The organism is Sorangium sp. So ce590, assembly GCF_051521365.1.
Classification (GTDB): Bacteria; Myxococcota_A; Polyangia; order Polyangiales; family Polyangiaceae; genus Sorangium.
Map to the genome: position 1 here is coordinate 3,046,037 of NZ_CP150346.1, position 26,550 is coordinate 3,072,586.

Below are 26,550 nucleotides of genomic sequence, written 5' to 3' on the forward strand. Positions count from 1 at the left end.
GCCGCGCGCCCTCAGCCCTCGCGCTCGAGCGTCGACGCCTCGCGGATCGCCTTGCCGCCCTGCGCGGTGAAGCGCAGCAGCTTGCCCGGATCCTCGGCCTCCATCGCGAAGGCCTCGATCTCCTCGAACAGCGCCTCGATCTTTCGCGGACCGCACGTCGGCAGGAAGCCACGGAGCACGCGCGGGTCGTAGAAGCGGAAGTACTGCTGCTTGCCCGTGCCGCTCTCGACCAGGAGGAACCGGCGGAGGTGCTTCCGCACGTCGCCGAACGCGCGGTGGCTCGTCAGGAAGACGCCCCAGCTGTCGCCCCAGCCGCTGTCGACAAGCGCGTCGAGCAGGGTGGACCCGTGCGGGAGGCGCACGAGCGTGGGGCCGACGTCCGCGAGGATCTCGCCCTGGAAGCCGGTATAGAGCGAGGCGGTCTGCTCGCCCGCGTTGCCGAGGAGCAGCCGGATGCGCGGGTCCCGGGCGGCGTCGACCACCGCGAAGAGCGGCGAGCGCTCCTGCCGGAGCCGCGCCCGCGCCGACGCGGTGAACGGCGCGCCCGTCGCGACGAGCTCGGTCCTCCGCGCCCGGCGCGAGGGCGGGGCGGGCCGGGTCGGCGCGCAGCGGCGGTTCGGCTCGCGGCGCACCACCTCGAACAGGGTCGCCCCCGCGCGGATCTCGTCGCCGTGCCGGAGCGACACCTCGCGCGCGCGCTCGCGGTTGACCTGCGTCCCGTTGCGGCTCCCCAGGTCGCGGAGCAGGTAGCTGCCGTCGATCTGCTCGACCGAGAAATGCAGGGCGGAGAGCTCACCGTCGCTCGTGATCGAGAGATCCGATTCGGGCGCGCGGCCGACGAGCAGCGGACGGTTGCCGGGGATGTGCGCGCTCTGTCCGGCCATGGGGCCCGAGACGACCTGGAGAACGAATCCTGCTTCCTGGTCTTCGCTCATGGTCGTCTCCATCGCACAAGGCGCCGATCCGGCCGGCGAGTAAGCCTAGAACACCGATCGGCGGGAAATCCACACGAAGCCGGGAACCACGTGGGAGACGATCGGGAGACTATCAATCTTTTCCTGCCTTCCAGGTGACCGGCCCCGACGCGCAGACCGCGCGGATCCCACGTCAACCTGCGTGTTGCCGCCCGAGACAGCGATGGCAGGTGATGTGGTTTCGAACGGTCCGGTCACATCGCCCGGCCAGGTCGGTCGAGCGCGGCGCTCGCGTCAGCCATGGCGGCTGCGCAGCGGATCGAGGCGGAGCCAGCGCGCCACGAACGCCCGGTCCTCGGGGGCGAGCACGCCGGTGACCCGCGCGGCCACGAGGTAGAGCCCCGCGTAGAGCGGGGCCCCGAGCGCGAGGCAGAGCGCGGGGCGCGTGTCGACCGCGCCCGTGAGCAGGAGCGCGGTGAGCGGCGCAGCGGCGGCGATCGCGGTGGCCGCGACGCGCCCGTAGTGGCCCCACGGGAAGACGCCGCGCAGGCCGACGCCGGAGAAGCGCGCGATGTAAGCCACCGTCGAGCTGATCACGAGCACCTGGGTCAAGACGGCCGAGAGCGGCGCGCCGACCATGCCGATCGTGGGCAGGAGGACCAGGTTCGCCACGGCGTTGAACACCATCGACAGCACCTGGATCCGCAGGATCATCGACGTCTTCCCGAACGCCATCAGCATGATCGCGTACGCCGTCACGCGCAGCGGCAGGAGCGCGGAGTAGATGCGAAACGGGACGGCGGCGCCGGCGTAGGCGTCGCCGTAGACGGTGCGCATGAGCGGCTCGGCGAAGAGGAGGAGGAACGCCGCGACCGGGAGCATGATCAGCGTCGTCTTGCGGATGCCCGAGTGCCACAGGTCGATCGCCGCCCTCGCGCCCTCCCCCGGCGTCCGCCCGCTCTCGACGCGGGCGACGAGGTCGGGGAGCATCGTCGAGGCGACGGAGTAGGCGAGGATACTGACGAGCGGGAGCTCCTGCGCGCCGACGGCGAACTCGGCGTACAGCCCCGCGCTGAAGAAGATGCCGATGACGACCTTGTCGAGCTTCTGGTTGAAGAGGCCGGCGAAGCGCGTCACCGAGAGCGGGAGCGCGTAGGCGAGCTGCGCCTTGACGCCGCCCGGGAACGGAGCCGCGGCGACGTCCTGGAACAGCCGCGCGTAGAGCCGGTACGAGAGCCAGAGCCGGAGGGCCTGGGTCGCGCACTGGGCGGCCACGATCCAGGTGATCGAGCACCCGAGCGCGGCGGGGCCGATCGCCCCCGCGGCGTTCGACAGCGTGACGACCAGCGCGACGCCCGCGGACTTGCGGTGGTTGTTCGTCGCGATGAAGAGCGGGCCGAAGACGCTCGCCGGGTACGCGATCATGCTCATGAGGCCGATGAGCAGGAGGAGCTGCATGACGCCCTCGCGGCCGTCGAGGAAGACGCTGGGGACGAGGGCGAAGGCCGAGAAGGCGAGCGCGGAGAGAGCCCCGAGGCCGAGCAGGAGGAGCATGCTCTGCCGCACCAGCCCGCGGAGCTCGGCGCGGGTCAGCTTGGGCGCAAAATAGAGGAACGACTCCGGAAGATAGAGCTGCGCGAGATCGCGCCCCGTCATGAACAGCATCGTCGCGAACGCGAGCACGCCGTACTCGGCCTTGCCGAGCAGGCGCACCACGACGACGCCCTGCACGAGGACGATGAGGGTGTTCACGAACTGCCCTCCGACGATCATCCCGATCCGATCGGCGAGCGACGTCCCCTGCGCCTCGGCGGGCGCCGGCGCCTCCCGGGCGGCCTGCGGCGAGCGCGAGGGCGCGCCTGGCGCGACCTGGGTTGGCTGCTCGTCCCGCATGGCGGCTCGGTAGCACATCCTTGCCTGCGCGGCGGCCGCCGTGGCATGCGAGTCGCGATGCCTGATCATCTTTCGCAGGACCTGGAGGACAGCGGCTTCCAGCAGGATCTCGAGGCGATCAACCGGTACTACACCGAGCGCTTTTTGCCGGCGAACCCGTGGGCGAGCCTGCTCAATGCGTACCCGTACCTCGTCGCGCGCCAGCGGCAGCGCCGCATGCGCGAGGCGCTCGTCGCGTGCGGTGTGCGCACGCACGAGGCGCTGCGCGAGATGTCGGTGCTCGACGTGGGCTGCGGGTCGGGCTCCAATCTGGCGTGGCTGGTCGAGCTCGGCGCGAACTCCTCGCGCCTCACCGGCATCGATCTCGTCGCGCAGCGCACCGACATCGCGCGCTCGCGCTTCGCCGGCATCCGCTTCATGGCGGGCGATTTCCTGAAGGCCGATGTCGGCGGGCCGTTCGACATGGTGATGATGCTCGCCGTGCTGTCGTCGGTCACCAACGCTGAGCTCAAGCGGCGCCTCGTGGACAAGGCGCTCGCCCAGCTCAAGCCGGGCGGCGTCTTCTTCCTCTACGACGTGATCTCGCGGCGCCACGTCCCCGGCACCGCCGAGTACCAGCGCCTCACGTTCGCGGAGATCGAGGGGTACGTCGCCCCGCGCAAGGTGCGCTACTTCCGCAAGGATCTCCTGAGCCGCGGCGTCGCGGAGCGGCTCCTGCCGCGCGTGGGCGTGACCGTGACCGAGCTCGTTCAGGCGACCCGGCTGTTCAACATCGACGGGACCTTCGCCTACATGCGCGGTTGATCCCTGGCTCGATGGATGAGGCAAAATGCCCCGCCAGAACGCCCCACCGGGGTGGCGAGCGAGCGGATCCTGAGCCGGTTCGTGCTCGTGCGCGCGGCGCTCGTAGCGGTTCTGCGTGGCGGGCGCCACGGCGGGGCGGGCGCCACGTCGAGGCGGGCGCCACGGCGGGGCGGTGAGCCGGGGCGGGGCGCTTCGACAGAGGCGCCACCGCGGTGGGACCGTGTGTTATCACGCGCGCGGTCCCGATATGCCGCAGCGCCGCTTCCTCCTGATCAGCTACTTCTACCCGCCGCACGGCGGCGCGGGCGTGCAGCGCGCCCTGCATCTCAGCCGGATCGCGCCCTCCCTCGGCTGGGAGCCGGTGGTGCTCGCGTCCGGCCAGCGCGGCAGGACCGCGGTCGACCGCTCCCTCCTCTCCAAGGTCCCGCGTGGGGTCCGCGTCGAGCGCACGCGCGCCGCGGTCGGCTTCGGGACGCTCTTCGGCGCCCTGCCGGTCGACGCGTACCTCGGCTGGCTCCCCTTCGCCCTGCGGCGGCTCTCCACGATCCTCCGCGAGGAGCGGTTCGATCTCGTGTTCAGCACGTCGGCGCCCTTCACGGCCCACCTCCTCGGGGACCACGCGCGGCGCGCGCTCGGCGTCCCTTGGGTGGCCGATTTCAGGGACCCGTGGACCGACAACAATTTCCTGCCGCTCTACCGCGGCGAGGGCCCGATCGCCCGGATGCGCCAGCGCGTGGATCGGCGCATCGAGGAGCGCATCTTCGCGGGCGCCGACGCGGTGCTGGTCACGGCGGACCCGTTCCGCTCGCTGCTCGTCGAGCGGCGCGGCCTCCCTGAGCGCAAGGTGCGCCTCGTGCGGAATGGCTTCGACGCGGAGGACTTCGCCGAGCCCTATGCGCCCCGGCCGGACGGGGGCGGTCGCTTCCGGCTCCTGTTCGCGGGCAACATGTACGGTGACTACAACCTCGCGTCGGTGTTCCGCGCGGCGGAGCGGCTCCTGTCGCGGCGCGCCTTGCCGGGCTTCGAACTCTCCATCGTGAGCCCCGCGGGTGCGTGGGCAGAGCGGGAGGCCACGAAGTACCCGCACCTCCGGCCGCACCTCCGGGTCGAGAAGCCGGTGCCGCACGACCAGATCGTGGCCCGCTACCGGGACGCCGACGCGCTCGTGCTGTGCGCGCTGGATCCGCTCTCGACGCCCGGCAAGCTCTACGAGTACATCGCCGCCGGCCCGCCGGTGCTCGCCTTCGTGGTGCCCGGGACCGACGCGGCGCTCGTGCTGTCGCGGACGGGGGCAGGGGAGGCGGTCCCCACGGACGACGTCGAGCTAGGGGCGCTGGCGCTCGAGCGCGTCTACGATCGCTTCCGCCGGGGGGAGCTGCCCGCCCGGCGCGAGGGCGAGATCGCGAAGCTCACACGGCAGGCGCAGGTCGCCGAGATCGTCGCGCTGTTCGAGCGCCTCGCCAGCGATCGGGGCGGGGCGCGGGCGCGCTGAGCGCAGCACGCGGGCGCGCTGAGCGCTACGCGTGCTGGCCCGAGGCCGCCGCGGCGGTGGCGATGGCGGCGCGGTAAAGCGCCTCGAACTGATCGACGCACCGCTGCCAGTCCGCATGCTCCACCGCCCACGCGCGCCCGCGCTCCGCGAGGCGCGGCCGGAGCTCGGGCTCGTCGAGCAGCCGGTCGAGCGCCGCGACGAGCGCCGCGTGCTCGGAGGCTGGGACAAGGAGCGCGCGATCGCGACTGAGCACGCCCTCGTAGGCCGGCAGGGCGCTCGCGACGATCGGCACGCCGAGCGCCGCGAGCTCGCAGAACGTGGACGGCACGCCGTCGACCTCCAGCAGCGAGACCGCAGCGTCGGCCATCACGTAGAGGCCAGGGAGCTCGCTGTACAGGCACGGCTCCGCGAACCTCACGCTGGCCTCGACGTCGAGCTCGCGCACAATCGACGTCAGCTCCCGCACGTACGGGAGCTCCTCGCGTCGGCCGTGCAGCTTGATCACGAGGACGCCCTCCCTTGCCCACCGGCTCGCGGCGAAGGCGCGGAGGATGCGATCGACGTGATAGTGCGGCTTCGTCTGCCGCGGGCTCAGGAGGACGCGCTTGCCGGGCTCGATCCCGAGCTCGCGCCGGAAGCGCGCCGCCCCGTCGAGCGACCGTTGCCGCTCGAACGTCGCGAGGTCCACGCCCCAGAGCACGATCTCGCAAGGGACGCCGCGGGCGCGCTCGCCCATGCGCGCCCGCGCCCTCACCAGCAGCGGCACGCTGTCGGCGCTGACGGCCGAGGCGTGGGACAGCACGTGGTCGACCCTGCGGACCGTCCGCCGCGACTTGTGGATCACCTCGGGGTTGATGTCGGAGCCCCACGCCGTGGCGACGATCGGCGGGCCCCCGCGCATCCTCGACCAGAGGTCGTGCCACGGGCGCAGGAAGTTCAGGTGCACCACGTCGACGCCGAGCTCGCGCACGCGCCGTCGCGCCCAGAGGCACCGGAGCGCCTGGGGGATCAGGGAGGAGACGAGCCTCAGCTCCTCGCAGCGCTGCCCGTACTCGCGCCGTATCACGTCCGCGATCCCGGGCGCGTCGCAGAGGATGACCCGGTGGCCCCGGGCGGCGAGCGCGGCGCCGAGGCGGGCCTGCTGCGGGGCCCTCGGATCACCGTGGAGGAGCACGGTCAGACGCACGGGGCGCGTGTACAGGACGACCCCGCCCGCGTAAAGCGTCGCGCCGGTGTCACGCCACAACGCGCTGGGTGTCAGGCGCGGATCACGGCGTGCTCGCCGGCGCCCGCTGCGCGTCTTGCGCAGGCACCGCGCGCCGGTGTCCCGGAGTGGGGCGAAATTCCCCACCGGGGTGAAAAGGTTCCCTCGATTCCAGGAGGCGAGCTGACCGGAATGCTGAACAGCCCGGTGACGCCCTGGCATGGGACGTGCCGAGAACGCCGCAGCCACGTGCAAACCGCGTGGTACGAAGCTGCCATAGCCCGTGAGCGCGGCGCGCACAGCGCAGCTGCACACCGCAGGAGATGACTCCATGTCCCAACCCGTCCTCCCACCATCGGCCGCGATCGCCTGGCACAACCTGTCTGCCAGCGATGCGCTCTCCAAGAGCGAGAGCGCCGAGGCGGGCCTCGCAGACGGCGAGGCCGCCCGGCGGCTCGAGGCGGTCGGGCCGAACGTGATCCAGCGCGCCAAGGGCGACGGCGCGCTCAAGCTGCTCTTCCGTCAGATCAACGACCCGCTCATCTACGTGCTGCTCGCGTCGGCGGCCCTGGCGATGGCCATGGGCGAGGCGATCGACGGCGCGGTCGTGCTGGCGGTCGTGGTGCTCAACACCGCGATCGGCTTCGTGCAGGAGTTCCGCGCGGGCAAGGCGATCGAGGCGCTCGTCGACATGGTGCCCCAGACGGCCACGGTCGTGCGCGGCGGCCAGCGGAGCGCGATCCCGGCGGCGAACGTGGTCCCCGGCGATGTGGTGGTGATCGAGGCCGGCGACAAGGTCCCCGCCGACGCGCGGCTGCTCTCGGTGAAGAACCTCCGCGTGGACGAGTCGGCGCTCACCGGCGAGTCGGTGCCCTCCGACAAGCACGTCGCGGTGGTCCCCGAGGACGCCGGCGTCGGCGACCGCAAGAACCTCACCTTCGGCGGCACGCTCGTGACGAGCGGCACGGCCACGGCGGTGGTCATCGCCACCGGCGCCGCGACCGAGCTCGGCCGCATCTCGTCGATGCTCCACGAGGCGACCGAGATCGAGACGCCGCTCACGCGCTCGATGGCCAAGGTGGGCCGCGTGCTGACGATCGCCATCGTGGCGGTCGCGCTCATCATCGTCGGGGTCGCGCTGCTCCGGGGCTACCCGCCGGTCGACGCGATGCTCGCGGGCATCTCGCTCGCGGTCGCGGCGATCCCGGAGGGGCTGCCCGCGATCATCACCATCTCGCTCGCCATCGGCGTGCAGCGGATGGCGCGGCGCCGGGCGGTGATCCGGAAGCTGCCCGCGGTCGAGACGCTGGGCAGCACGGGCGTCATCTGCTCCGACAAGACCGGGACGCTGACCCGGAACGAGATGACGGTCCGCGCCCTGTGGACGCCTCCGACCGGAGCCGCCGGGGGCGAGGCCGAGGAGACGCTCGAGGTGACCGGCGTCGGTTACGCGCCCGTCGGCGAGCTCCACCGCGGCGGCGCGCCGGCCGGCGAGGTGCCCGAGGCGGTGCGCGCGCTGCTCCGGGCGGGGATGCTCTGCAACGACGCGCGCATGAAGCGCGAGGGCGACGCCGGGGGCATCGAGGGCGACCCGACCGAGGGGGCGCTCGTCGTCGCGGCGCAGAAGCTCGGCGTCGACGCCGACGGGACGCGGCGGGAGTACCCCCGCATCGACGCCGTCCCGTTCTCTTCCGAGCTGCAGCTCATGGCGACGCTCAACGAGGCGCCCGGCGGAGGCCGGGTGATCTTCATGAAGGGGGCGCCCGAGGCGGTGCTCGGCCGCGTCGCGATCGGCGAGGCGGAGCGCTCGCACGTCATGGCGCAGGTCGAGCGGATGGCGGCGCAGGGCATGCGGGTGCTCGCCGTCGCGTCGCGGCCCGCGGACGGCGGCGCGGCGTCGCTCGACGAGGCGCACCTCGCGGAGGGGTTCGCGCTCCTCGGCCTCGAGGGGATGATCGACCCGCCGCGGCCGGAGGCGATCGACGCGATCAAGGCGTGCCACGAGGCCGGGATCACCGTGAAGATGATCACGGGCGATCACGTGGCGACCGCGAGGGCGATCGGCGAGCAGCTCGGGATCGTGGGCGAAGGCGGGCGGGCGATCAACGGCACCGAGCTCGCGCGGTTCTCGGACGACGAGCTGCGCGCGGCGGTGGCGTCGACGAACGTGTTCGCGCGCGTGGCGCCGGAGCACAAGCTCCGCCTGGTGAAGGCGCTGCAGGCCCAGGGGAAGGTCGTCGCCATGACGGGCGACGGCGTGAACGACGCGCCGGCGCTGAAGCAGGCGAACATCGGCGTGGCGATGGGGATCACGGGGACGGCGGTCTCGAAGGAGTCCGCCGACGTCGTGCTGACGGACGACAACTTCGCGAGCATCCAGGCGGCGGTCGAGGAGGGGCGCCGCGTCTACGACAACCTGGTCAAGGCGCTCGCGTTCGTGCTGCCGACGAACCTGGGCGAGGCGCTGATCCTGCTCGTGGCGGTGATGACCTTCCCGGTCATCGGCGGCGCGCCGCTCATGCCGATCACGGCCGTCCAGATCCTGTGGGTCAACCTGGTGGCCACGGTGGCGCTCTCCCTGCCGCTCGCGTTCGAGGCGATGGAGAAGGACGTCATGAGCCGTCCGCCGCGGGATCCCAGCGAGCCGATCCTGAGCCGGTTCGTCCTCGTGCGCACGGCGATCGTCGCGGTGCTCATGACGGTGGGCGCGATCGGGCTCTTCTTCTACGAGTACTTCACGGAGGTGCGCGACGGCGTCGTCTCGGAGGTCGCTTACCGCGAGGCCCAGACCGCGGCCGTCACGACGGTCGTGCTGTTCCAGATCTTCTACGTGATCAACTGCCGGTCGCTGCGCGACTCGCTCCTGAAGATCGGGCTCTTCTCGAACCCGTGGATCTACGTCGGGATCGGCGCGCTCCTCGCGCTGCAGCTCTGCTTCGTCTACGCGCCGTTCATGCACACGCTGTTCGGCTCGGCGCCGCTCCCGCTCGACACGTGGGTCAGGTCGACGCTGGTGGCGATGACGATCCTGCCGGTGATGAGCGCCGAGCGGTGGTGGCGCCTCCGCCGGGCGCGGCGCGCGGCGGAGCGCGAGCGCGAGCGCCGGACCCCGACGTCCGACGTGCGCGGCGTGGCGGCCGCGGTGGCGAACCGCGGCGCCTAGCGGCGGGCGGGAGCGGCGGGAGCGCCGGCTGCACGAGGTGCGGCCGGCGCCGCTGCGCCGCGCGCGCTGCGCGGCGAAGATCCTCGCGCCATCGAGGCTGCGCGCGGGGAGGACCTGGGCGCCGCCCGCTCAGTCGACGGGGAACGCGGTCCAGCCCTCGAAGTCCGGACAGGTCTCGCCGCAGGCGCCGACGAAGCTCGCGGTGGCATCGAAGAACGGGTCGCCCTCCGGGGGCCGCGCGGCGCCCTGCAGCCCCGGCGATCCCGGCTCGAGCGACAGGTCGAGATCGAGCCACCAGCGCGACCGGATGCCGAGGGCGGACGAGCGCTCCTGCCGGTTCCACCGCGCGGGATCCACGGACATGATCCACGCCTCCTCATCGTAATCGCCGGCGCCGGGATCTGGGTTCAGGTTGTCGAAATTGGCCTCGTTGGCGAGGATGGAATGGGTCATGTCGAGCGCGCGCGGCGCGATGTTCGCGGCGGTCGCCCGATCGCGGACCTGGACGCCCGCCTTCTCGAAATCGGCCACGAGCACGTTGTGCAGCTGTCCGCGCGTCCCTCCGCCGAGCTCGATGCCGGCGCCGTCGGAGCCGGCGTCGAGGTTGCCGAGGAGGGTGACGTTGTACAGCGTGGGGCTCGACACGAGCTCCGGGTCGTCGCCCGGATCGTCCCCCTCGATCCCGCTCCCGTGAAAGTCGAAGCTCGTCCTGAGCCCGGCGAGGAACTGTCCTTTGCCGCGCCAGCCGTGTTCCCAGTCAAAGCTGTCGTCGTCGCCGCCGACCACGAGGATGTGCTTCATCTCCACGGTGCCGCCGACCACGTACACACCGTCGTCCGTGACGTGAATCACCTCGATGTGATGGATCGACGTGCGGCGTCCGACCCCGATGAGCTCGAGCCCGGCCATGTCCTCGCCCTCGCGGACGTCCTCGCCGGCGAACTCGATCCGCAGGAAGCTCAGCTGGCCGCTGTCGTCGTCGTCGTCCTCTCCTCCGCAGAGCAGACCGAGGGAGCGGGGCGACGAGCCGACCATCTTCGTGCCCTCCGGCGCGTTGATGCGGGCCTTGCCGCAGAGCACGAGGCCGCCCCAGTCGCCGGGGCGCCGCGGCGAGCGCGCGCTCGTGAGCACGATCGGCGCCTCGCGGGTGCCGTTCGCCAGGATCCGCGCGCCGGGCTTGATGGCGAGGAGGCTGCCCTCGTCGGCCAGGACGGTCGTTCCCGGCTCGATGGTGAGGGTCGCGCCGGCCTCCACCACGACGGGCGCGCGCAGCCGGGGAGGGCGGCTGGACGTCCAGGTGGTGTCCGACGTGATGCGGCCCGCGACGTCGAGCACGCCCTGGCCGCCGCTGCCGCCCTGGCCGCCGCTGCCGCCCTGGCCGCCGCTGCCGCCCTGGCCGCCGCTGCCGTCCTGGCCGCCGCTGCCGTCCTGGCCGCCGCTGCCGCCCTGGCCCCCGCTGCCGCTGGAGGGCCTTGGTTCTCCGGGCCTGATGCCGAAGACCACGTCGCATCCCGCTGCGCCGAGGAGCGCCGCGGCCATCACGAGCAGGCGCGCAGGGCCGGCCGTGCGCATCAGAATCGTCCTCCGAGCGAGAGGCCGAGCGGCCCCAGGCCGACCTGGATCGCCGGGCGCGTGCCGGCGCCCGCGTCGGGCGACGGGGCGGTGAACCAGAGGACCCCGCCCGCCGCCAGCCCGGCCGCGCCCACGAGGAAGACGACGGTGCCGGCGCGCGCCAGATCCATGGCGTCGTCGCGGATCTTGATCCCGTCGTCGTCGCAGAGGTCGCCGTCGCAGTGCGCTCCCGCGTCCTGGAAGCGCGCCCGTGCCCCGAACCCCAGGCCGACCGACGCCCCGATGCCGACCACGCCGGCGCCGGCCGCGACGAGCGCGACGAGCCGCTGCGCGGGCATGCCGGCCGCGTCCGGAGGCGCGGGGCGCGCAGGCGGCGCTGTCTGCGCGGCCGGGGCATCCCGGGGAGCGGCCGCGGGCGGCGCGCCCTGCGGCGGCGGGGCCGCGTCGAGGGGCGGCACGGTGAGGGTCACGGTGCCGCCGGCCGGGTCGATCGCCGCCGTCGTCGACCACGGGAGCCTGCCCGGCGCGCTCGCCTCGACCGTGTAGGCGCCCGGATCGACCGGCATCGGCGTCCCCCAGAGCACCTGGGCGAGCTCCTGGCCGTTGCGCCGCACGGACAACCCCGGTGCGGCGCTGTCCGCGGGGACCTCGACGAGCAGCCGTGTCAGCCGCGCCTCGAGCGCGGCGGCGCCCTCGCGGGCCTTCTGCTCGCGGTCGGCCTGACCGTGGCGGCGGGCCGCGTCGGCCGCCTCGCGGTAGGTGGCCCATGCGCTCGCGGTCTTGCCCAGCCGCTCGTAGCAGGCGGCGAGGTACAGGAGCGTGCCCACGCCGGCGTCGAGCCGCTGGCTCTCCGCGAGCCGCGGGCACGCCTGCTCGTAGTTGCCCTGCCTCATCAGCGCGATCGCCTGCTCGAAGAGGACCTCCGCCGCCGCGGCATCGCCGCCCGCCTGCGCGTGCGTCGGCCGAGGGATGGCCGCGAGCGCCCCCGCGATCGCGGCGGCGCCCAGCCTCGCCGCGCGGCGCCGGCTCATTTGCGCCCACCGTAGTTGGGGACGCCGTCGCCCGCCGGCGCGCCGGTTGCCGAAGGGGAAGCGGAGGCGGAGGCGGAGGCGGAGGCGGAGGCGGAAGCGGCGGGTCGCGGCGCCGCGGCGCGCGCATCGCGAGGGGAGGCTCCAGCGCGGGTGGGGGCGCTGCGGGGCGGCGATGCGGTCGCAGCGACCGGTGCAGCCGTGAGGTCGGCCGGCTCGGGGGCGGTCGAACCCGCGAGCGCGGCGGCCGACGATCCCGTTGCAGGGGCGTGCGGCGGCGGGAGCGGGTCGAGCGCGGGCTGCGCCCGGACCGCCTCGGGCGCAGCCGGCGGCGGGAGCGGCTCAGGCGAAGCCTGCGCCGGAGGCGGCGGCGGCGCGGCGACGGCCGTGTCCTCGGTCTCGGCGGCCGGCTCCTGGCGCGTCCAGAGCAGCGCCGCCACGCCCAGCCCCGCGATCACCGAGGCGGCACCGGCCCACTGGGGCCAGCGCGGATGCGCTCGCCCTTCCGGCGGCCGCCGGCTGTCCGACCACGGCGCGGCCGTCTGCGTCATGGTCGGCGCGGACGCGATCGTGGAACCGGGGTCGGCCGCCGGATCGCTGGCGCCGCGCAACGCGACGGACGGCCCCGGGTCCGCCGTTCGCGCGCCCGCTGCGGTGAAGAGCCGCTGGGTGGAGTCGGCGGGCGGGGTGCCCGCGGCGCAGACGAGCGGGGTGGCCGGCAGGGTGGAGGCCGCCGGCAAGGTGGGAGCGGCCGGCTGGGTCGCCGAGGCCACGAGCGGCGTGCCCGCGGCGGCGCCAAGGCCGACCGCCGGCGCCTGCCCGTGCGGCAGGGCCGGGCGCGCCCCGCGCTCGCTCGCGGCGAGCGTCGCCTCGGCGCGCTCGACGAGCGGCCGGCACCGCGCCGGAGCGAACGGCGCGAGCGCGGCCGCGAGCTGCGCGACGTCCTGCCATCGATCCCTGGGGCTTCGCTCCAGGCACCTCATCACCGCTCGACTCAGCGCCTCGGGCACCTCCGCGCGCAGGGACGACAGCGACGCGGGGCGCTCCTGCATCACGCAGAGGATCAGCTCCCCGAACGTCTCGGCCTCGAACGGCAGCTTGCCGGAGAGCGCCTGGTACAGCGCGACGCCGAGCGACCAGAGATCGCTGCGCGTGTCCACGGCGCGGGACGAGCGCATCTGCTCGGGCGACATGTAGAGCGGCGAGCCCACCAGGGCGTCCTGGCTCGTCAGGCTGTCTGCGCTCATCGCTTCCGCCGGCCCGATGTGCTTGGCGATGCCGAAGTCGAGCACCTTGACGAGGGGGCTGCCGTCGGCGCGCCGCACGACGAAGAGATTCCCCGGCTTGATGTCCCGGTGCACGATCCCGCGCGCGTGCGCCTCGGCCAGCGCCTCGCAGATCTGCACGCCGATCTCGCACGCCTCCTCGACCGGCAGGCGCCCCTCCGAGCGGAGCCGGTCCGAGAGATCGGCGCCCTCCAGGAGATCCATCACGAGATAGGGCAGGCCCCCGTCGAGCGTGTCGACGTCGAGCACGCGGGCCACGTGCTCGCTCCGCAGGCTGCTCGCCGCGCGCGCCTCTCGCAGGAAGCGCTCCACGCTCGCGGCGCGCTTCGCCGCGTCGGGGAGCACGACCTTGATCGCGACACGCTGGTTGAGGACGAGGTGATGCGCCTCGAGCACGGCGCCCATGCCGCCCGCGCCGATCACCCGGACAACACGGTACTTTCCCTTGAGGATGTCGCCTGTCTGAAGCGGAAGATCATCTGGCATGCTCATGGCGCTGCCTGGTCGGCGACGGGCTCGGCACGGGCAGGCTATCGGCGCGGTGGCGAGGGCGCAAGGCACGCGAGACGCGCGAGACGCGCAAGACACGCAAGACGCGCGAGACGCGCGAGACGCGCGAGACGCGCGAAGACACCCCGGCGCGCCCCCGGCGCCCTCAAAACGCTGGTGCCGCGCCGCATACCGCGGCATGCTCCTCGGTCGAGATGATCTACCTCGTCGCCGCGACGCGCCCGAATTTCATGAAGCTCGCACCCATCTGCCGCGCCCTCAAGGCGCGCGGCTTACCGATGCGGCTGCTCCACACAGGCCAGCACTTCGACACGACGATGAGCGACGTGTTCTTCCGGGACCTCGGCCTGCCGACGCCGGATCACACGCTCAAGGCGGGCGGCGGCTCCCACGCCCAGCAGACGGCCGCGGTCCTCGTCGGCGCCGAGGCCGACCTGATGGAGCACCGTCCCAAGGTGGTTGTCGTGGTCGGCGACGTCACGAGCACCCTGGCCGCCGCGCTCGCGGCGTCGAAGCTCGGCATCCCCGTCGTCCACGTGGAGTCCGGCCTTCGCTCGCGCGACTGGACCATGCCCGAGGAGATCAACCGCGTCCTCACCGACCAGCTCTCCGATCTCCTGCTCACGCCCTCTCACGATGCCCGCCCCAACCTGCTCGCCGAGGGCATCGCCCCGGAGCGGATCCGGTTCGTCGGCAACGTGATGATCGACTCGGTCCACTACGCCCTCAAGCGGCAGACCGACGCGCTCTCGCGCTTCGGCCTCGAGCCCAAGAGGTACGCGATCGCGACGCTCCACCGCCCCGCCAACGTCGACAGCGCCGAGCGGCTCGCCGAGACGCTCGACGCGCTCGCCGCGATCGCGCGGCGCCTGCCGACCGTGTTCCCCGTCCACCCGCGCACGGTCGCGCGCGCCGAGTCGTTCGGGCTGTCGTCGCGCCTCCGGGAGACCCAGGGGCTCCGGATCATGGAGCCGCTCGGGTACGACGATTTCGTGACCGTGATGGGCAATGCCCTGCTCGTCGCCACCGACTCCGGCGGCATCCAGGAAGAGACGACCGCGCTCGGGATCCCGTGCCTCACGATGCGTCAGGGCACCGAGCGGCCGATCACCGTGACGCAGGGCACAAACACCGTCGTCGGGCTCGACGCTGCCCTCATCGCGCGCGAGGTCGACGCCATCCTCGACGGCCGCGGCAAGCGAGGCACCGTGCCCGAAGGGTGGGACGGCAAGACCGGCGAGCGCATCGCCGACGCGCTGGAGGCCTTCCTCGCGGGGGACCCGCCCCCCAAGACCGCCGGCCCGCGCGCCTGAGCCGACCTCCCGTCTGAGCCACGTCCCCATCCGCCGCGCTCGCGGCCGCTCCGAACAGCTCGCCCGCTTCCGGACGCAGGGCGCGCCACGCGCGCTCATCGCTGAGCCGCGGTGCCGCTCACGTGGCCAACGTGGCCAACGTCGGGTGCGCGGCGCCTGCGAGACCGCGCACCCCACAACACCCGACCCAACAGCGCTTGCTGCGGCCTATCGCCCAGGATTCCGGCTGTTCAGCGAACCATCGTCCGGTTATAGGTGTATCGTGGCAAGGGACCTCCGCGCTGGAGTCGATAGGGCACCTCGGGGGCGGGGTCGACGAGGTTTCTCCCTCGTCGAGGTGATGCTCGCGGGCGGGCTCGTGGCGCTCCTGGCCGCGCTGGCGACGCAGGGGGTGTCCAAGTATCTGGTGCTCGCCAAGTCGGCCGAGGCCAAGCAGACGATCGGCGGCATCGCCAGGGCCGTCGTCGCCTCGGCGGATCGCCTCCAGGCGCGCTCGGATGGCGCGGCGGCCCAGCCGCTGTGCAGCGATGCTGTCACGGTGCCCAACGCGTTCTATCGTGTCCAGGGGATCAAGTATCAGCCCGATCCCAGCCCGGGCGTGGATTACAACACAGGGAGCCCGACGGTGGGCTGGAAGTGCCTTGGGTTCGAGATCAGTCAACCTCAGTCGTACCAGTATCGATATCGACTCGGCGGCTCTCCCATGCCTGTGTCGGCCTCTCCGTGGCCGGCGGACGTGCCGCCGGAGCGCCGGTGGGCCGCCTACGCGCGAGGCGATCTCGACGCCGACGGCATCCATGCGTGGTTCGCGCTGGACGGCTACATGAAGGACGGGCAGGTGGTGTTCGCGAGCGCGATCGGCACCATCGACCCGGACGAGTAGGCGGCGCTGCTGTGGATACCGCGGCGCTGCACAGGCTGTTCGGCTCCCTCTCGGCGCGCCGCGGAGGTGAGGACGCCGCGATCGAGCTCCCGGGCGCGGACCTCGCGGCGGCGCACCTGCTCGGCGCCGATCTCCAGGGCGCGAACCTCGCGGGCTCGCGCCTCGACGGGGCCAAGCTCGCCGGCGCGAACCTCGCGGGGGCGCGGCTCGACGCCGCGTCGCTCGTCAACGCCGACCTCACCGGCGCCGACCTGCGCTGGGCCGATCTCTCGGGGGCGCTGGTCGGCGGGGCGCTGCTCACGGCCGCGGATCTGCGCGGGGCCAAGCTCCCGCGCTCGTTCTCGTCGGCGAGCTCGCTTGCGGGCGCGCGCGTCGATTCCGCGGCGTGCGTGCGCTCCGGCCTCGACGAGGAGGCCGTCCTGGCGCTCGCGAGCGCGGGCGCGTCGTTCGACGACATCGCGTCGTTCGCCTCGCCGCTCCGCGAGGCGCTCGCGAGCGCGGACGCCGGCCCCGCGAGCGCGGAGCGGGGCCGCTCCACCGCGCCGGGGAAAGCGCCGGACTCGCGGCGGCTGGAGGCGGCGCCGTCATCGCAACGGATGTCCGCGGCGCCGTCGTCGCAACGGATGTCCGCGGCGCCGTCGTCGCAACGGATGTCCGCGGCGCCGTCGTCGCAACGGATGTCCGCGGCGCCGTCGTCGCAACGGATGTCCGCGGCGCCGTCGTCGCAACGGATGTCCGCGGCGCCGTCGTCGCAACGGATGTCCGCGGCGCCGTCGTCGCAACGGTTGTCCGCGCCTCCCGATTCGCAGCGGCTGGCCGCGGCGCCTGACGCCGCTCGCCCCGGCGCGGCCGCCGGGACCGCGCGCCGCGCCGGCGAGACGGCCGAGCCGTCGCCGGTCCGCCGCGCCGCCGTGGCCGCGGGCCCACGCCCGGCGCCGGACGCGCCCCTGCTCATGCGCTCGCTCGAGCTCCGCCTCGCGCTCGCCGGCGGTGCGCTGCTCCTCGTCCTGGCGACCGCCGTCGCCCTGGCGAAGGTCCCGTCGCCCGGGCTCCTCTGGGCGGCGCACGCCGGCGGCGCGCTGGGCGCGGCGCTCCTGACCTTCGCGCTCCCGCCCTTCGGCACCGAGCGCGGCGCCGCGCGCTCCCTCGGCGCCCGCCTCGTGCTGGCCGTGCTCGCCGCGACGCTCGTCCACGGCCTGGAGCCGTCGCGCCTCGCCGTCTTCCGGCTGCGCGCCACGCTCTCCTCGGCAGACGCCGCGCACCGGTCTGCCGCCGTGCGCCTGCTCGCGCGGAGCGGCCACCGCAGCTTCGACGGGCGGGACCTGTCAGGGCTCGACCTCTCCCGCGCCGATCTCACCCAGGCGAGCTTCCGGAACGCGCGCCTCGTCGGGGCGGACCTCTCGGGCGCTGCCCTGATGGAGTCGACCTTCGAGGGCGCCGATCTGAGCGCCGCGAACCTCCGGGGCGCCGACCTCTCCGGGACGGACGCCGAGCAAGCGCGCGGCTGGGAGCTCGCCGAGTGCGATCCGGCGACGGAGCTGCCCGGGGAGGGCACGTGCCTGCTCGGCCATCCGGCCCGCGCGCCCGAGCCGGCGGCGGACGCCACCGCCCGCTCCACGCACGAGGGCGCGCCGCCGGCAGGGGCGCTGTAGCGAGCGGCGCGTCGGCGACCACGGCGCGGAAAGGGCGCGTACACCGGAAACGGTCTGCGGGAGGCAGCCGGCAGCCCTCGCGGAACCGGAGACGGTCTGCGGGAGGCAGCCGGCAGCCCTCGCGGAACCGGAGACGGTCTGCGGGAGGCAGCCGGCAGCCCTCGCGGAACCGGAGACGGTCTGCGAGAGGCAGCCGGCAGCCCTTGTGGAACCGGAGACGGTCTGCGGGAGGCAGCCGGCAGCCCTTGTGGAACCGGAAACGGTCTGCGGGAGGCAGCCGGCAGCCCTGGTGGAACCGGAAACGGTCTGCGGGAGGCAGCCGGCAGCCCTTGTGGAACCGGAAACGGTCTGCGGGAGGCAGCTGGCAGCCCTCGCGGAACCGGAAACGGCGACGTCGGCGCTGCGTCGACGTCGCCGAGCAGGATCCCTGTCGGCGCGCTGGCCCTTCCGCGCCGCCGGCCGTCAGCCCGGACGTCGCGCTGCCGCGCGGGCGGCGCGGGCCGCCGCCGCGTCGTCGACCGCGAGCGCGTCCTCGGCCACGGCGGCGAGCTCGGCGAACGAGGCCCCGGCGAGCGCGTCCTCCACCGCGTCGAACGCGGAGGCGCACATGCTGAGCCGGGTGATCCCGAGGCCGACAAGGAGCGGTGCGGCGCCGGGATCGCCGGCGGCCTCGCCGCACACCGAGACGGGACGCCCCGAGGCGTGCCCCGCCTCCACCACCGCGCGCACGAGCCGCAGCACCGCCGGGTGCGCCGGATCCGCGAGCGCATGCAGCCGCGGATGACCGCGCTCGGCCGCCAGCGTGTGCTGCGTCAGATCGTTGGTCCCGATGCTGAAGAAATCGGCCTGCCGCGCGAGGCGCTCGGCCATCAGCGCCGCCGACGGAACCTCGACCATGATGCCCGTGGCCACGGGCCAGAGGTGCGGCCTGCCCGCGGCCGAGAGCGCCTCGTGCGTGCGCCCCAGCGCGGCGCGCACCGCGGCCACCTCCGCGGCGGTCGAGACCATCGGGACCAGGACGCGGACGTCGTGGCCGCGCCCGGCGACGAGGATCGCGCGGAGCTGCGCCTCGAGCAGCGCCGGCCGCGCGAGGGAGAGGCGGACGCCGCGGACGCCCAGGCTGGGGTTCGTCTCGGCGTCGAGCCCGAGGTAAGGCAGCGCCTTGTCGCCGCCCGCGTCGAGCGTGCGGACCACGATCGGCGCGCCGGCGAACACCGCGAAGATCTCCGCGAGCAGGTCCGCCTGCTCGTCCTCGTCGGGCTCATCCACGCGCCCCAGGAACGGCATCTCGGTGCGCAGCAGCCCGATGCCGAGGGCCCCGGCCTCGCGCGCGGCGCGCGCGTCCGAGGGCCCGGCCACGTTCGCCCACAGCTCGACCTCCCGACCGCAGGCGAGGCGCACGCGGCCATCGCGGGCGCCCGGAGGCCGCCGCGACGCGCGGAGGGCCGCCTGCCGCCGCTCGATCTCGACCGTTGTCTCGGGATCGGGGTCGAGCCACACCTCGCCGGTCGTGCCGTCCAGGCCGGCGCGCGCGCCGCCGGCCTCGGGCACCAGCGCCGCCGCCCCCGCGACCGCGGGGATGCCGGCGCCGCGCAGCAGGATGGCGGCGTGCGACGTGGGGCCGCCGCGCCGGTCGATGACCCCGAGCACGCGCGCCGCGTCGAGCCGCGCGGCCTCCGACGGCGTGAGGTCGTCGGCCACGACGACGGCCGGCGGCCCGTCGGGCACCGTGGCCGCGGCGCCGCCGAGCAGGGCGCGCACCACCGCGTCGCCCACGTCGTGCACGTCCGCCTCGCGCGCCCGCAGGTAGGGGTCGTCGAGCTGCCGGTAGATCGCGGCCGCGGCCTCGATGGCCAGGCGGAAGGCCCAGGCGGCGTTGCGGCGCTCCCGCTCGATGCGCGAGAGGGCCGCGCCCACGAGGGCCGGGTCGCAGAGCAGCGCCTGGTGCGCATCGAGGATGTCGCTGCCGCGGAGCGCGCTGCCGAGGTCCTGCGCGGCGATCTCGAGCGCCCGCCGCAGCCGCTCGGCCTCGGCCGCGGTGTCGTCGATCGTGGTCTCGGGGACCTCCGGGGTCGATCGCACGAGCCGCACGAGGGGCCCGAGCGCGACGCCCGGCGCGACGGGGATGGCGAGGCCGGAGCCCGCGGACGCCGCCGCCGCGCCCGCCGGCGCCTCGCGCCGCACGAGCGCCGCGAGCGCCTCGACCGCCTCGGCCGCCTGCCGCCCGGTCGCGCGTATGCGCAGCACGTCGCCGCGGCGCACCCCGAGCGAGGCGAGCGCGATCAGGCTCGAGGTCGCCACCGGGCCGCGGCCGGCGGTCACGTTCTCCAGGGTGATCGCCGCGTCGAGCGTCGCCGCGCGCGCGATGAGCTGCGCGGCCGGGCGGGCGTGCAGGCCGCTCGGATCGGCGATCGCGAGGTCGGCCGTCACGGCCGGAGCGACGGCGGCGGTCGCGGCCGCAGCTGCCGCCGTCGCGGCCGCGGCGCCCTCGGCCTCGCCGAGCTGCGCGGCCTTCGGCTCGAGCGCCTGCCGCGCGTCGGCGGCGACCTGTTCGAGCGTGCCGCCCGCCGCCGCCCGCACGGCGGCGGCGACCGCGCCTTCCACGATCGGCCCGCCGGTGAGGCGCGTGCGCGCGCCGAGCTCCGGGTCGACGAGCTCGAGCGCCGTCTCGGCGCTCAGGATCGCGCTGCCGAGGTCCATCAGCACGACGGCGCCGGCCGGCCCGCAGACGCGCTCGATCGCCGCGGCGATGGCGGTCGCGTCGGTGCCGAGCTCGGCGCCGCCGTCGCCCGCGCCCGCCGCGCACGCGATGGAGACCGACTCGCCGGTCATCTGGCGCGCCAGCGTCTCGGTGGCCTCGGCGAGCGCGCGGCTGTGCGAGACCAGGACGAGCCCGACGCGGCCCGCCGCCCCGCTCATGCGCCTGCCGTCGCGGCCAGGCTCCGCAGCAAGAGCCAGCACGACGTGGCGCCGGGGTCCTGGTGCCCAGCGCTCCGCTCGCCGAGGTAGCTCGCCCGGCCCTTGCGGGCGACGAGCGGCACGGTCGCCTCGGCTCCGGCCCGCGCCGCCTCGGCGGCGCGGCCGAGCGCGTCCCCGAGCGGCCCGCCCGCCGCGCCCGGCGCGCTCAGCGCGGCCTTGAGCGCGTCGACCGCAGGGACGAGCGCGTCGACCATCGTCTTGTCGCCGGGCGACGCCTTGCCCCGGCGCTTCACGCCGTCGAGGCCCGCCTCGAGGCAGCCCGCCAGGGCCGCGAGGTCGAGCGCCGCGGCGCCGGCCGCCCTCTGGCCCGCGTCGCGGAACAGCGTGCCGTAGAGCGGCCCGCTCGCCCCGCCGACGGTCGACAGCAAGGTCATCCCGACCTCCCTGAGGAGCGCGCCGACGTCGCCGCGATCGAGGCCGCCGAGCCGGGCGCGCACCGCCGCGAAGCCGCGCGCCATGTTGATCCCGTGGTCGCTGTCGCCGATCGCCGCGTCGAGCTCGGTCAGGAACATCTTCTCGCGCTCCAGGACCTCGGCCGCGCGCTCGATCCACGCCGCGATGTGCTCGCCGCTCAGGGTCTGCATGGCTCAGGCCCCCCAGCGGAGCGCCGGCGTGTGCACCGGCGCGTCCCACCAGCGGATCATCTCCTCGTCGAGCCGGAGGACGGTCGCCGACACGCCGGCCATCTCCAGCGACGTGATGTACGACCCGACGAGGCTGCGCGCGACCGTGAGGCCGCGCTCGCGCGCGATCGCGTGGGCCTTGCGGTAAACGACGTAGAGCTCGATGAGCGGCGTCCCGCCCATGCCGTTGATGAACAGGAGCACGTCGTCGCCCGGCTTGAACGGCAGGTCGTCGAGGATCGGCTGCATCAGGATCTCGGCCACGCGGTCCGCCGGCTCCAGCGGGGCCCGCCGCCGGCCGGGCTCGCCGTGGATGCCGATGCCGACCTCCATCTCACGCGGGCCGAGCTCGAACGAGGGCTTGCCGGCGTGCGGCACCGTGCACGCGGAGAGCGCGACCCCCATGCTGCGGCCGTTCGCGTTCACCCGCCGGCACAGCGCCGCCACCTCGCCGAGCGGGCGGCCCGCCTCGGCGGCGCCGCCGCAGATCTTCTCGGCGAGGACGGTGGTCCCGACGCCGCGCCGTCCGGCCGTGTAGAGGCTGTCCTCGACCGCCACGTCGTCGTTCACGATCACGCCCTCGACCGGGAGCCCGGCCTCGCGCGCGAGCTCGGCGGCCATCTCGAAATTCATGACGTCGCCGGTGTAGTTCTTGATGATGTGGAGCACGCCGGCGCCGGCGTCGACGGCCCGCGTCGCCTCGAAGATCGGGTCGGGCGTCGGGCTCGTGAACACGGGGCCCGGGCAGGCGGCGTCGAGCATGCCGCGCCCGACGAACCCGGCGTGCAGCGGCTCGTGACCGCTGCCCCCGCCCGAGAGGAGGGCGACCTTGCCCTTGCCCTTCGCCTCCGCGCGCGTGACGAAGAGCGGCGCGGCGTTCACCCGGAGGAGCTCGGGGTGGGCCAGCGCCATGCCCTCGAGCGCCTCGCCGACCAGATCGTCCGGCGCATTGATGAGCTTCTTCATCCTGCCTCCGCTCCGTCTACATCCGGTTCCCGTCCGCTTCGTCTTCCGGGCGCAGGATATCCCCAGGCCCTCGCCCGCCGCGAGAGGAGATCTTTCCGCGGCGCTGTCCTACGCTGCGGGCGCCATGGACCGACTCGCCCCCACGCTCCGCCCACCTGGCCGGCCGGCGGGCTTCCAGCGCTGGAGAGATCTGCTCTTCCTCCACTGGGAGACGCCGGTCGACGCGCTCCGGGCCGTCGTGCCGCCGGCGCTCGAGCTCGACACGTTCGAGGGCAGGGCCTACGTCGGCGTCGTCGCCTTCACCATGCGCGACGTCACCCCCTGGTGGTCGCCGAGCGTGCCGGGGATCTCGAACTTCCACGAGCTCAACGTGCGCACCTACGTGCACCGGGAGGGGCGCGACCCGGGCGTGTGGTTCTTCAGCCTGGACGCGGCCAGGGCCCTCGCGGTCCTCGTGGCCCGCGCCGGCTGGCACCTGCCCTATCACCGCGCCTCGATGGCGCTCGAATCGAGGGACGGCGAGGTCCATTACCGCAGCGAGCGGCGCTGGCCCGGCCCGGTGCCCGCGCGCTTCGAGGCGCGCTATCGCGTCGGCGCGGCGATCGACGGGGGCGCGGCGGCGCCGGGGACGCTCGAGCACTTCCTTGTCGAGCGTTACCTGCTGTTCGCCGCGGGCCGGGGCGCGCTCAAGATCGGGCAGGTGCATCACGCGCCCTATCCGCTCCGCCGGGCCGAGGTGAGCCACGTCGAGGAGAGCGTCGTGGCCGCGGCCGGCTTGCCCGCCCCCCAGGGGGCCCCGCACGTGCTCTACAGCCCGGGCGTGGACGTCGACGTGTATGCGCTGAAGCCCGTCGCGCCGCCGGCGTGACGCGGTCGCCGCGCGCGGCGGCGCGGCGCGCGGCCCGCGCGCTCGCGCGTCAGCGGCTCTCCAGCCAGTGGATGACCTGGGACTCGAGGCCCGGCGCGGCCCCGAACCCGAGGCTCAGCGTCTGCGGGAAGCCCACGTGCCCGCCGAACCGGAGCCACTGGACGTCGAGCAGCGGCGAGCGCGGGGAGGCCTCGATCGCCGGTCGCACCGTGTCGAGCGGCACCATCGGGTCGGCCTCCGTCGCGACGATCAGCGACGGAACGGCGAGGTCGCGGAGGCGCGGGGCGACGCTCTCGATCGCATAATACGCCTCCGGGCTCCGGTAACCGAACCGCGGCGCCATGATGCGCCGATCCCATTCGCGGATCGTGCGGATCGCGAGCGCCTCCCCGACGGGCAGGGGCACGGCGCGGCGGGACGCGACGGCGCCGTACATCTCCTTCAGCGCCGACAGCACATGCCAGCGGTACATCCAGCGCTCGGGCCGGTCGATCGCCGCGACGGCCTGCTCGAGATCGAGCGGCGGACAGATGGCGGCCACGGCGCGCACGCGCGCGTCGAGCGCGCCGGACGCGGCATACCGGAGCGCGATGTGCCCGCCGAGCGAGTAGCCGAGGATGAGCACGCGCTCGTACCGATCGAGCTCGGGCGACGCGACGGCGGCGTGCAGATCCGAGAACAGGCCGGCGTGGTAGAGATCGGCCCCGTCGCCCCCTGCGCCGCGCAGGTTGATGCGCAGGCACGCGAGGCCGGCGCGCTCGGCCTGCGCAGCGGCCTCGACCACGTAATGGCTCTCCAGCGTGCCGCCGAGGCCGTGCACGACGACGAGGATCGATGTCGCGCCTTCCCGGTGGCGGACCCTGCCGAGCAGCCGGACGGGCCCGGCAGGCGATTCGTCGACGTGCACCGAGACGGGGGAAGACGGGGGGAGCGGCGGGGCCCGGAGCCGATGCTTGAGCCACGGGGCGATCGTCCAGAAATGGCCGTGGAGGAGGATGCGCCGCATCGACGCGCTCCTACCACGGCCACCGGGCTCGTTCTATTTCGCGCCGCCGCTCACGGGCAGGTGAAGGGCTCGCCGCTGCAGTCGTTCGGGCACTCGGAGCAGAAGATGCAGGCGGAGTACGCGTCGAACAGCGCGGCGCTGGCCCGGTCTGCGGCGATGCAGGCCTCCTTGCAGGCGTCCGTGTCGCACGTGCGATAGCAGTCCACGAATTCGAGGCATTCCCTCGTGTCAAAGCAGGCCGAGACCTCGTCCGCGCAGTTGCCCTCGACCGCGCACCGGACGCACCCCGAGCTCCCATCCCCGCACTCGCCCGAGCCGTCGCACACCGGCGGCGGGACGGCCCGCTGGACGTTGAGCGTGAACGCGCCCGAGTCGGCGGCGTCCGACCCGTCCACCACGATCACGACCGTCTGGCCCGCGGTGAGCGTCACGGTGACCTCGGACTGCTCGACCACCCTGTCGTCGTTGCACGCGAGCTGCGTCCCCCGGCACGTGGCGTCGCGCACGTGGAGCACCGTGTCGAACGCGGACCCGTACGTATCGAAGGAGTAGTCGCCGGAGACGGGCGCCGTGAACGCGTACCCCGCGTCGGGGGCGCTCGCGTCGCGGCACCACGTGGACGCGGTCGGCCGCACGCTGTTGGGCCGGCCGACCGTGCTGCCGGTGATCGTCTGCGGCACCGAGGGGGCGAGCGTACCCGCCGGGCAGCTCGGCGCGCTCGCCCGCGTCACGTGCAGCTCGAACGTGCCCGCCTGGCCGTCCGCGCCGTCGACCACGATGTAGACGGTCTGGCCCATGGCCAGGTCGGCCGTGACGATCGCGTTCGGGTCGGCGTTGCAGGCGAGCTCGGAGCAGCCCGTGGCGTCGAGCAGGGCGAGGACGACCTGGTACCCGGAGTTGCTGCTGTCGAAGGAGTAGACGCCCGCGGTCGCCGCGGTGAACGAGTAGATGCGCTCGCTCGAGCTCGCGGACACGCACGAGGGGGCGTACGAGTTCGGCAGGCCGGCCGTCGTGGCGTTCACGAACTGCGGCACGGCGTCGCCGAGGTCATGGCCCGGGCCCACCGTGCACGCGCACATCCCGGTCTGGCAGACCTGCGTGGCGTTGCACGCGGTCCCGCAGGTGCCGCAGTTCTCGGTGTCGGTCTGGACGTCGACGCAGGCGTCGCCGCAGGTCGTGAGCCCGGAGCCGCAGCCGCCCTGGCACACGCCGGCCACGCACGTCTGGTCGTCGTTGCACTCGGTCCCGCAGGTGCCGCAGTGCGACTCGCTCCTGTCGACGTCGACGCAGGCCCCGTCGCAGTCGGTGAGCCCGTCGGAGCACCCGCCGGCCTGGCAGGCGCCGGCCTCGCAGGACTCCCCCTCCTCGCACGCGGCGCCGCACGCGCCGCAGTTCTCCGGGTCGGACGCGGTGTTGACGCACTCGCCGTCGCAGTCGGTGCGCCCCCCGGAGCATCCGTCCGCCTCGCAGGCGCCGTCCTGGCAGGTCTGCCCCTCCGCGCAGGCCTCGCTACAGCTGCCGCAGTGCGCCTCGTCGGTCGCGAGGTCGACGCAGGCGTCGCCGCACGTCGTCTGGCCGGCCTCGCACGCCGCGACGCACGCGCCCGCGCTGCAGGTCTGATCGCTCGCGCACACCGTGCCGCACGCGCCGCAGTGGTTCGAGCTTGTGCTCGTGTTGACGCAGATGCCGTCGCACGCCGTATCGGGAGCGACGCACTCGGCCGTGGAGGGGCCGCCGTCCGAGCACGACGCCACGGAGGCGAGCGCCGCCGCGACGAGCCAGAGCAGGGTGTACGTCGGCGCGAGCCTGAAGCGCGATTTGACCTTTTTCATGAGCCTTCCCTCGGCAGAGATGCCGGCGACGGGGGGTCGAACGAGGAGCTACCGGGGAGGATACGCTGATGGCCTTCCAGGCTGTCAATGCTTGCAGCCCGATCCCACGCGCGGATCTCGACGGCGCGCGCCGCGCCGGTCTCGCTCGCCTCAGGCCTGCGTCGCGCCGTCGCGCCGTCAGGTCCATTGCGTGCGCGGCGCTGCCGGCGACGCGGCGCCACCCAGGCGCGAGGCCGGCAGGAATTGCAGCAGCGTGAGCGCCTCGGCGATGTCGCCCTGGCTGATGAGACCCAGGTATCTTTCACCGTCGTACACCGCGACCACAGGGGCGCTCTTCTCGGACATGAGGAGCATGACCTCGTCGAGCGAGCGGTCCGCGCTCACGCGGGCGACGTCGCGCCGCATGACCCCGGCGACGTACGCGTTGCCCGCGCCCTCGGCGAGCGGCGCGTCTGCGCGGCGCCTCGCCGCAGCGGGGCATTTCGCACCAGGCATTCGAGGCGAGGTGTTTGCGCGGGAACAGGGGGCGGGAGAGCGCGCCCCAGCAAGGCGGGCCGCGCTC

The 26,550-nt window shown here is 74.2% G+C and carries 19 protein-coding genes; 7 read left to right on the top strand and 12 right to left on the bottom strand.

The annotated features are described in order from the left end of the window. Window positions 1-11: 11 nt before the first annotated feature. Both WMF28_RS11670 and WMF28_RS11675 read right to left on the bottom strand, forming a co-directional pair. The gene (locus tag WMF28_RS11670) at window positions 12-935 is read right to left on the bottom strand and encodes a DUF4123 domain-containing protein (RefSeq protein ID WP_437602260.1); all 924 of its coding nucleotides are present in this window, start codon (window positions 933-935) and stop codon (window positions 12-14) included. Window positions 936-1,208: 273 nt separating this feature from the next. Then, on the bottom strand, window positions 1,209-2,807 hold the full coding sequence (locus tag WMF28_RS11675; RefSeq protein ID WP_437602261.1) for an oligosaccharide flippase family protein: 1,599 nt from the start codon (window positions 2,805-2,807) through the stop codon (window positions 1,209-1,211). 57 nt (window positions 2,808-2,864) lie between these two features. On the opposite strand from WMF28_RS11675, the gene WMF28_RS11680 reads away from it, so the two are divergent. Both WMF28_RS11680 and WMF28_RS11685 read left to right on the top strand, forming a co-directional pair. Next, window positions 2,865-3,611 carry a class I SAM-dependent methyltransferase gene (locus WMF28_RS11680; RefSeq protein WP_437602262.1) on the top strand — a complete coding sequence of 249 codons (747 nt, stop codon included), beginning with the start codon at window positions 2,865-2,867 and terminating at the stop codon, window positions 3,609-3,611. Window positions 3,612-3,858: 247 nt separating this feature from the next. After that, window positions 3,859-5,103 carry a glycosyltransferase family 4 protein gene (locus tag WMF28_RS11685; RefSeq protein WP_437602263.1) on the top strand — a complete coding sequence of 415 codons (1,245 nt, stop codon included), beginning with the start codon at window positions 3,859-3,861 and terminating at the stop codon, window positions 5,101-5,103. Between the two features lie 25 nt (window positions 5,104-5,128). On the opposite strand, the gene WMF28_RS11690 is transcribed toward WMF28_RS11685, so the two are convergent. Then, the gene (locus WMF28_RS11690; protein WP_437602264.1) at window positions 5,129-6,289 is read right to left on the bottom strand and encodes a glycosyltransferase family 4 protein; all 1,161 of its coding nucleotides are present in this window, start codon (window positions 6,287-6,289) and stop codon (window positions 5,129-5,131) included. 349 nt (window positions 6,290-6,638) lie between these two features. On the opposite strand from WMF28_RS11690, the gene WMF28_RS11695 reads away from it, so the two are divergent. Then, window positions 6,639-9,470, top strand: a complete 2,832-nt coding sequence (locus WMF28_RS11695; RefSeq protein WP_437602265.1) for a cation-translocating P-type ATPase — start codon at window positions 6,639-6,641, stop codon at window positions 9,468-9,470. A 129-nt stretch (window positions 9,471-9,599) separates the two neighbouring features. Here WMF28_RS11695 and WMF28_RS11700 read toward each other — a convergent pair whose 3' ends face one another. The 3 genes from WMF28_RS11700 to WMF28_RS11710 are packed head-to-tail and all read right to left on the bottom strand — an operon-like array spanning window position 9,600 to window position 13,848. After that, window positions 9,600-11,042, bottom strand: coding sequence for a hypothetical protein (locus WMF28_RS11700; RefSeq protein ID WP_437602266.1), 1,443 nt, complete (start codon window positions 11,040-11,042; stop codon window positions 9,600-9,602). Next, window positions 11,042-12,073, bottom strand: coding sequence for a hypothetical protein (locus WMF28_RS11705; RefSeq protein WP_437602267.1), 1,032 nt, complete (start codon window positions 12,071-12,073; stop codon window positions 11,042-11,044). Before WMF28_RS11705 ends, WMF28_RS11700 begins: the two co-directional genes overlap by 1 nt. Continuing rightward, entirely contained in the window at window positions 12,070-13,848 is a 1,779-nt protein-coding gene (locus WMF28_RS11710; protein WP_437602268.1) for a protein kinase domain-containing protein, read from the bottom strand. The genes WMF28_RS11705 and WMF28_RS11710 overlap by 4 nt, the downstream gene beginning before the upstream one ends. Before the next feature lie 212 nt (window positions 13,849-14,060). Between WMF28_RS11710 and wecB the strand changes: the two genes are divergently transcribed. The 3 genes from wecB to WMF28_RS11725 all read left to right on the top strand — a co-directional run bounded on the left by wecB (window position 14,061) and on the right by WMF28_RS11725 (window position 17,714). Continuing rightward, a complete protein-coding gene (gene wecB, locus WMF28_RS11715) occupies window positions 14,061-15,179 on the top strand; it encodes a non-hydrolyzing UDP-N-acetylglucosamine 2-epimerase (RefSeq protein WP_437602269.1) in 1,119 nt (372 codons plus the stop codon). Between the two features lie 340 nt (window positions 15,180-15,519). Further along, on the top strand, window positions 15,520-16,062 hold the full coding sequence (locus tag WMF28_RS11720) for a Type II secretory pathway pseudopilin (RefSeq protein WP_437604246.1): 543 nt from the start codon (window positions 15,520-15,522) through the stop codon (window positions 16,060-16,062). Window positions 16,063-16,073: 11 nt separating this feature from the next. Next, a complete protein-coding gene (locus WMF28_RS11725) occupies window positions 16,074-17,714 on the top strand; it encodes a pentapeptide repeat-containing protein (RefSeq protein ID WP_437602270.1) in 1,641 nt (546 codons plus the stop codon). Between the two features lie 462 nt (window positions 17,715-18,176). On the opposite strand, the gene ptsP is transcribed toward WMF28_RS11725, so the two are convergent. Genes ptsP through dhaK form a run of 3 tightly spaced genes read right to left on the bottom strand, consistent with a single transcriptional unit; the run spans window position 18,177 to window position 22,282 of the window. After that, window positions 18,177-20,633 carry a phosphoenolpyruvate--protein phosphotransferase gene (gene ptsP / locus WMF28_RS11730; protein WP_437602271.1) on the bottom strand — a complete coding sequence of 819 codons (2,457 nt, stop codon included), beginning with the start codon at window positions 20,631-20,633 and terminating at the stop codon, window positions 18,177-18,179. After that, window positions 20,630-21,277, bottom strand: coding sequence for a dihydroxyacetone kinase subunit DhaL (gene dhaL, locus WMF28_RS11735; RefSeq protein ID WP_437602272.1), 648 nt, complete (start codon window positions 21,275-21,277; stop codon window positions 20,630-20,632). The genes ptsP and dhaL overlap by 4 nt, the downstream gene beginning before the upstream one ends. A gap of 3 nt (window positions 21,278-21,280) precedes the next feature. After that, window positions 21,281-22,282, bottom strand: coding sequence for a dihydroxyacetone kinase subunit DhaK (dhaK, locus tag WMF28_RS11740; protein WP_437602273.1), 1,002 nt, complete (start codon window positions 22,280-22,282; stop codon window positions 21,281-21,283). Between the two features lie 124 nt (window positions 22,283-22,406). Between dhaK and WMF28_RS11745 the strand changes: the two genes are divergently transcribed. Next, the gene (locus tag WMF28_RS11745) at window positions 22,407-23,150 is read left to right on the top strand and encodes a YqjF family protein (RefSeq protein ID WP_437602274.1); all 744 of its coding nucleotides are present in this window, start codon (window positions 22,407-22,409) and stop codon (window positions 23,148-23,150) included. Window positions 23,151-23,199: 49 nt separating this feature from the next. Here WMF28_RS11745 and WMF28_RS11750 read toward each other — a convergent pair whose 3' ends face one another. The 3 genes from WMF28_RS11750 to WMF28_RS11760 form a co-directional block, all read right to left on the bottom strand. Then, window positions 23,200-24,156, bottom strand: a complete 957-nt coding sequence (locus WMF28_RS11750; RefSeq protein WP_437602275.1) for an alpha/beta fold hydrolase — start codon at window positions 24,154-24,156, stop codon at window positions 23,200-23,202. A 50-nt stretch (window positions 24,157-24,206) separates the two neighbouring features. Next, on the bottom strand, window positions 24,207-25,988 hold the full coding sequence (locus tag WMF28_RS11755; protein WP_437602276.1) for an MXAN_6577-like cysteine-rich protein: 1,782 nt from the start codon (window positions 25,986-25,988) through the stop codon (window positions 24,207-24,209). Window positions 25,989-26,165: 177 nt separating this feature from the next. Beyond that, window positions 26,166-26,483, bottom strand: a complete 318-nt coding sequence (locus WMF28_RS11760; RefSeq protein WP_437602277.1) for a CBS domain-containing protein — start codon at window positions 26,481-26,483, stop codon at window positions 26,166-26,168. Window positions 26,484-26,550 lie beyond the last annotated feature (67 nt).

Coding starts and splice junctions, on each gene's coding strand:
- WMF28_RS11670 (WP_437602260.1), bottom strand. CDS start 935: ATGAGCGAAGACCAGGAAGCAGGATTCGTTCTCCAGGTCGTCTCGGGC.
- WMF28_RS11675 (WP_437602261.1), bottom strand. CDS start 2,807: ATGCGGGACGAGCAGCCAACCCAGGTCGCGCCAGGCGCGCCCTCGCGC.
- WMF28_RS11680 (WP_437602262.1), top strand. CDS start 2,865: ATGCCTGATCATCTTTCGCAGGACCTGGAGGACAGCGGCTTCCAGCAG.
- WMF28_RS11685 (WP_437602263.1), top strand. CDS start 3,859: ATGCCGCAGCGCCGCTTCCTCCTGATCAGCTACTTCTACCCGCCGCAC.
- WMF28_RS11695 (WP_437602265.1), top strand. CDS start 6,639: ATGTCCCAACCCGTCCTCCCACCATCGGCCGCGATCGCCTGGCACAAC.
- WMF28_RS11700 (WP_437602266.1), bottom strand. CDS start 11,042: ATGCGCACGGCCGGCCCTGCGCGCCTGCTCGTGATGGCCGCGGCGCTC.
- WMF28_RS11705 (WP_437602267.1), bottom strand. CDS start 12,073: ATGAGCCGGCGCCGCGCGGCGAGGCTGGGCGCCGCCGCGATCGCGGGG.
- WMF28_RS11710 (WP_437602268.1), bottom strand. CDS start 13,848: ATGAGCATGCCAGATGATCTTCCGCTTCAGACAGGCGACATCCTCAAG.
- wecB (WP_437602269.1), top strand. CDS start 14,061: ATGATCTACCTCGTCGCCGCGACGCGCCCGAATTTCATGAAGCTCGCA.
- WMF28_RS11720 (WP_437604246.1), top strand. CDS start 15,520: ATGCTCGCGGGCGGGCTCGTGGCGCTCCTGGCCGCGCTGGCGACGCAG.
- ptsP (WP_437602271.1), bottom strand. CDS start 20,633: ATGAGCGGGGCGGCGGGCCGCGTCGGGCTCGTCCTGGTCTCGCACAGC.
- dhaL (WP_437602272.1), bottom strand. CDS start 21,277: ATGCAGACCCTGAGCGGCGAGCACATCGCGGCGTGGATCGAGCGCGCG.
- dhaK (WP_437602273.1), bottom strand. CDS start 22,282: ATGAAGAAGCTCATCAATGCGCCGGACGATCTGGTCGGCGAGGCGCTC.
- WMF28_RS11745 (WP_437602274.1), top strand. CDS start 22,407: ATGGACCGACTCGCCCCCACGCTCCGCCCACCTGGCCGGCCGGCGGGC.
- WMF28_RS11750 (WP_437602275.1), bottom strand. CDS start 24,156: ATGCGGCGCATCCTCCTCCACGGCCATTTCTGGACGATCGCCCCGTGG.
- WMF28_RS11755 (WP_437602276.1), bottom strand. CDS start 25,988: ATGAAAAAGGTCAAATCGCGCTTCAGGCTCGCGCCGACGTACACCCTG.
- WMF28_RS11760 (WP_437602277.1), bottom strand. CDS start 26,483: ATGCCTGGTGCGAAATGCCCCGCTGCGGCGAGGCGCCGCGCAGACGCG.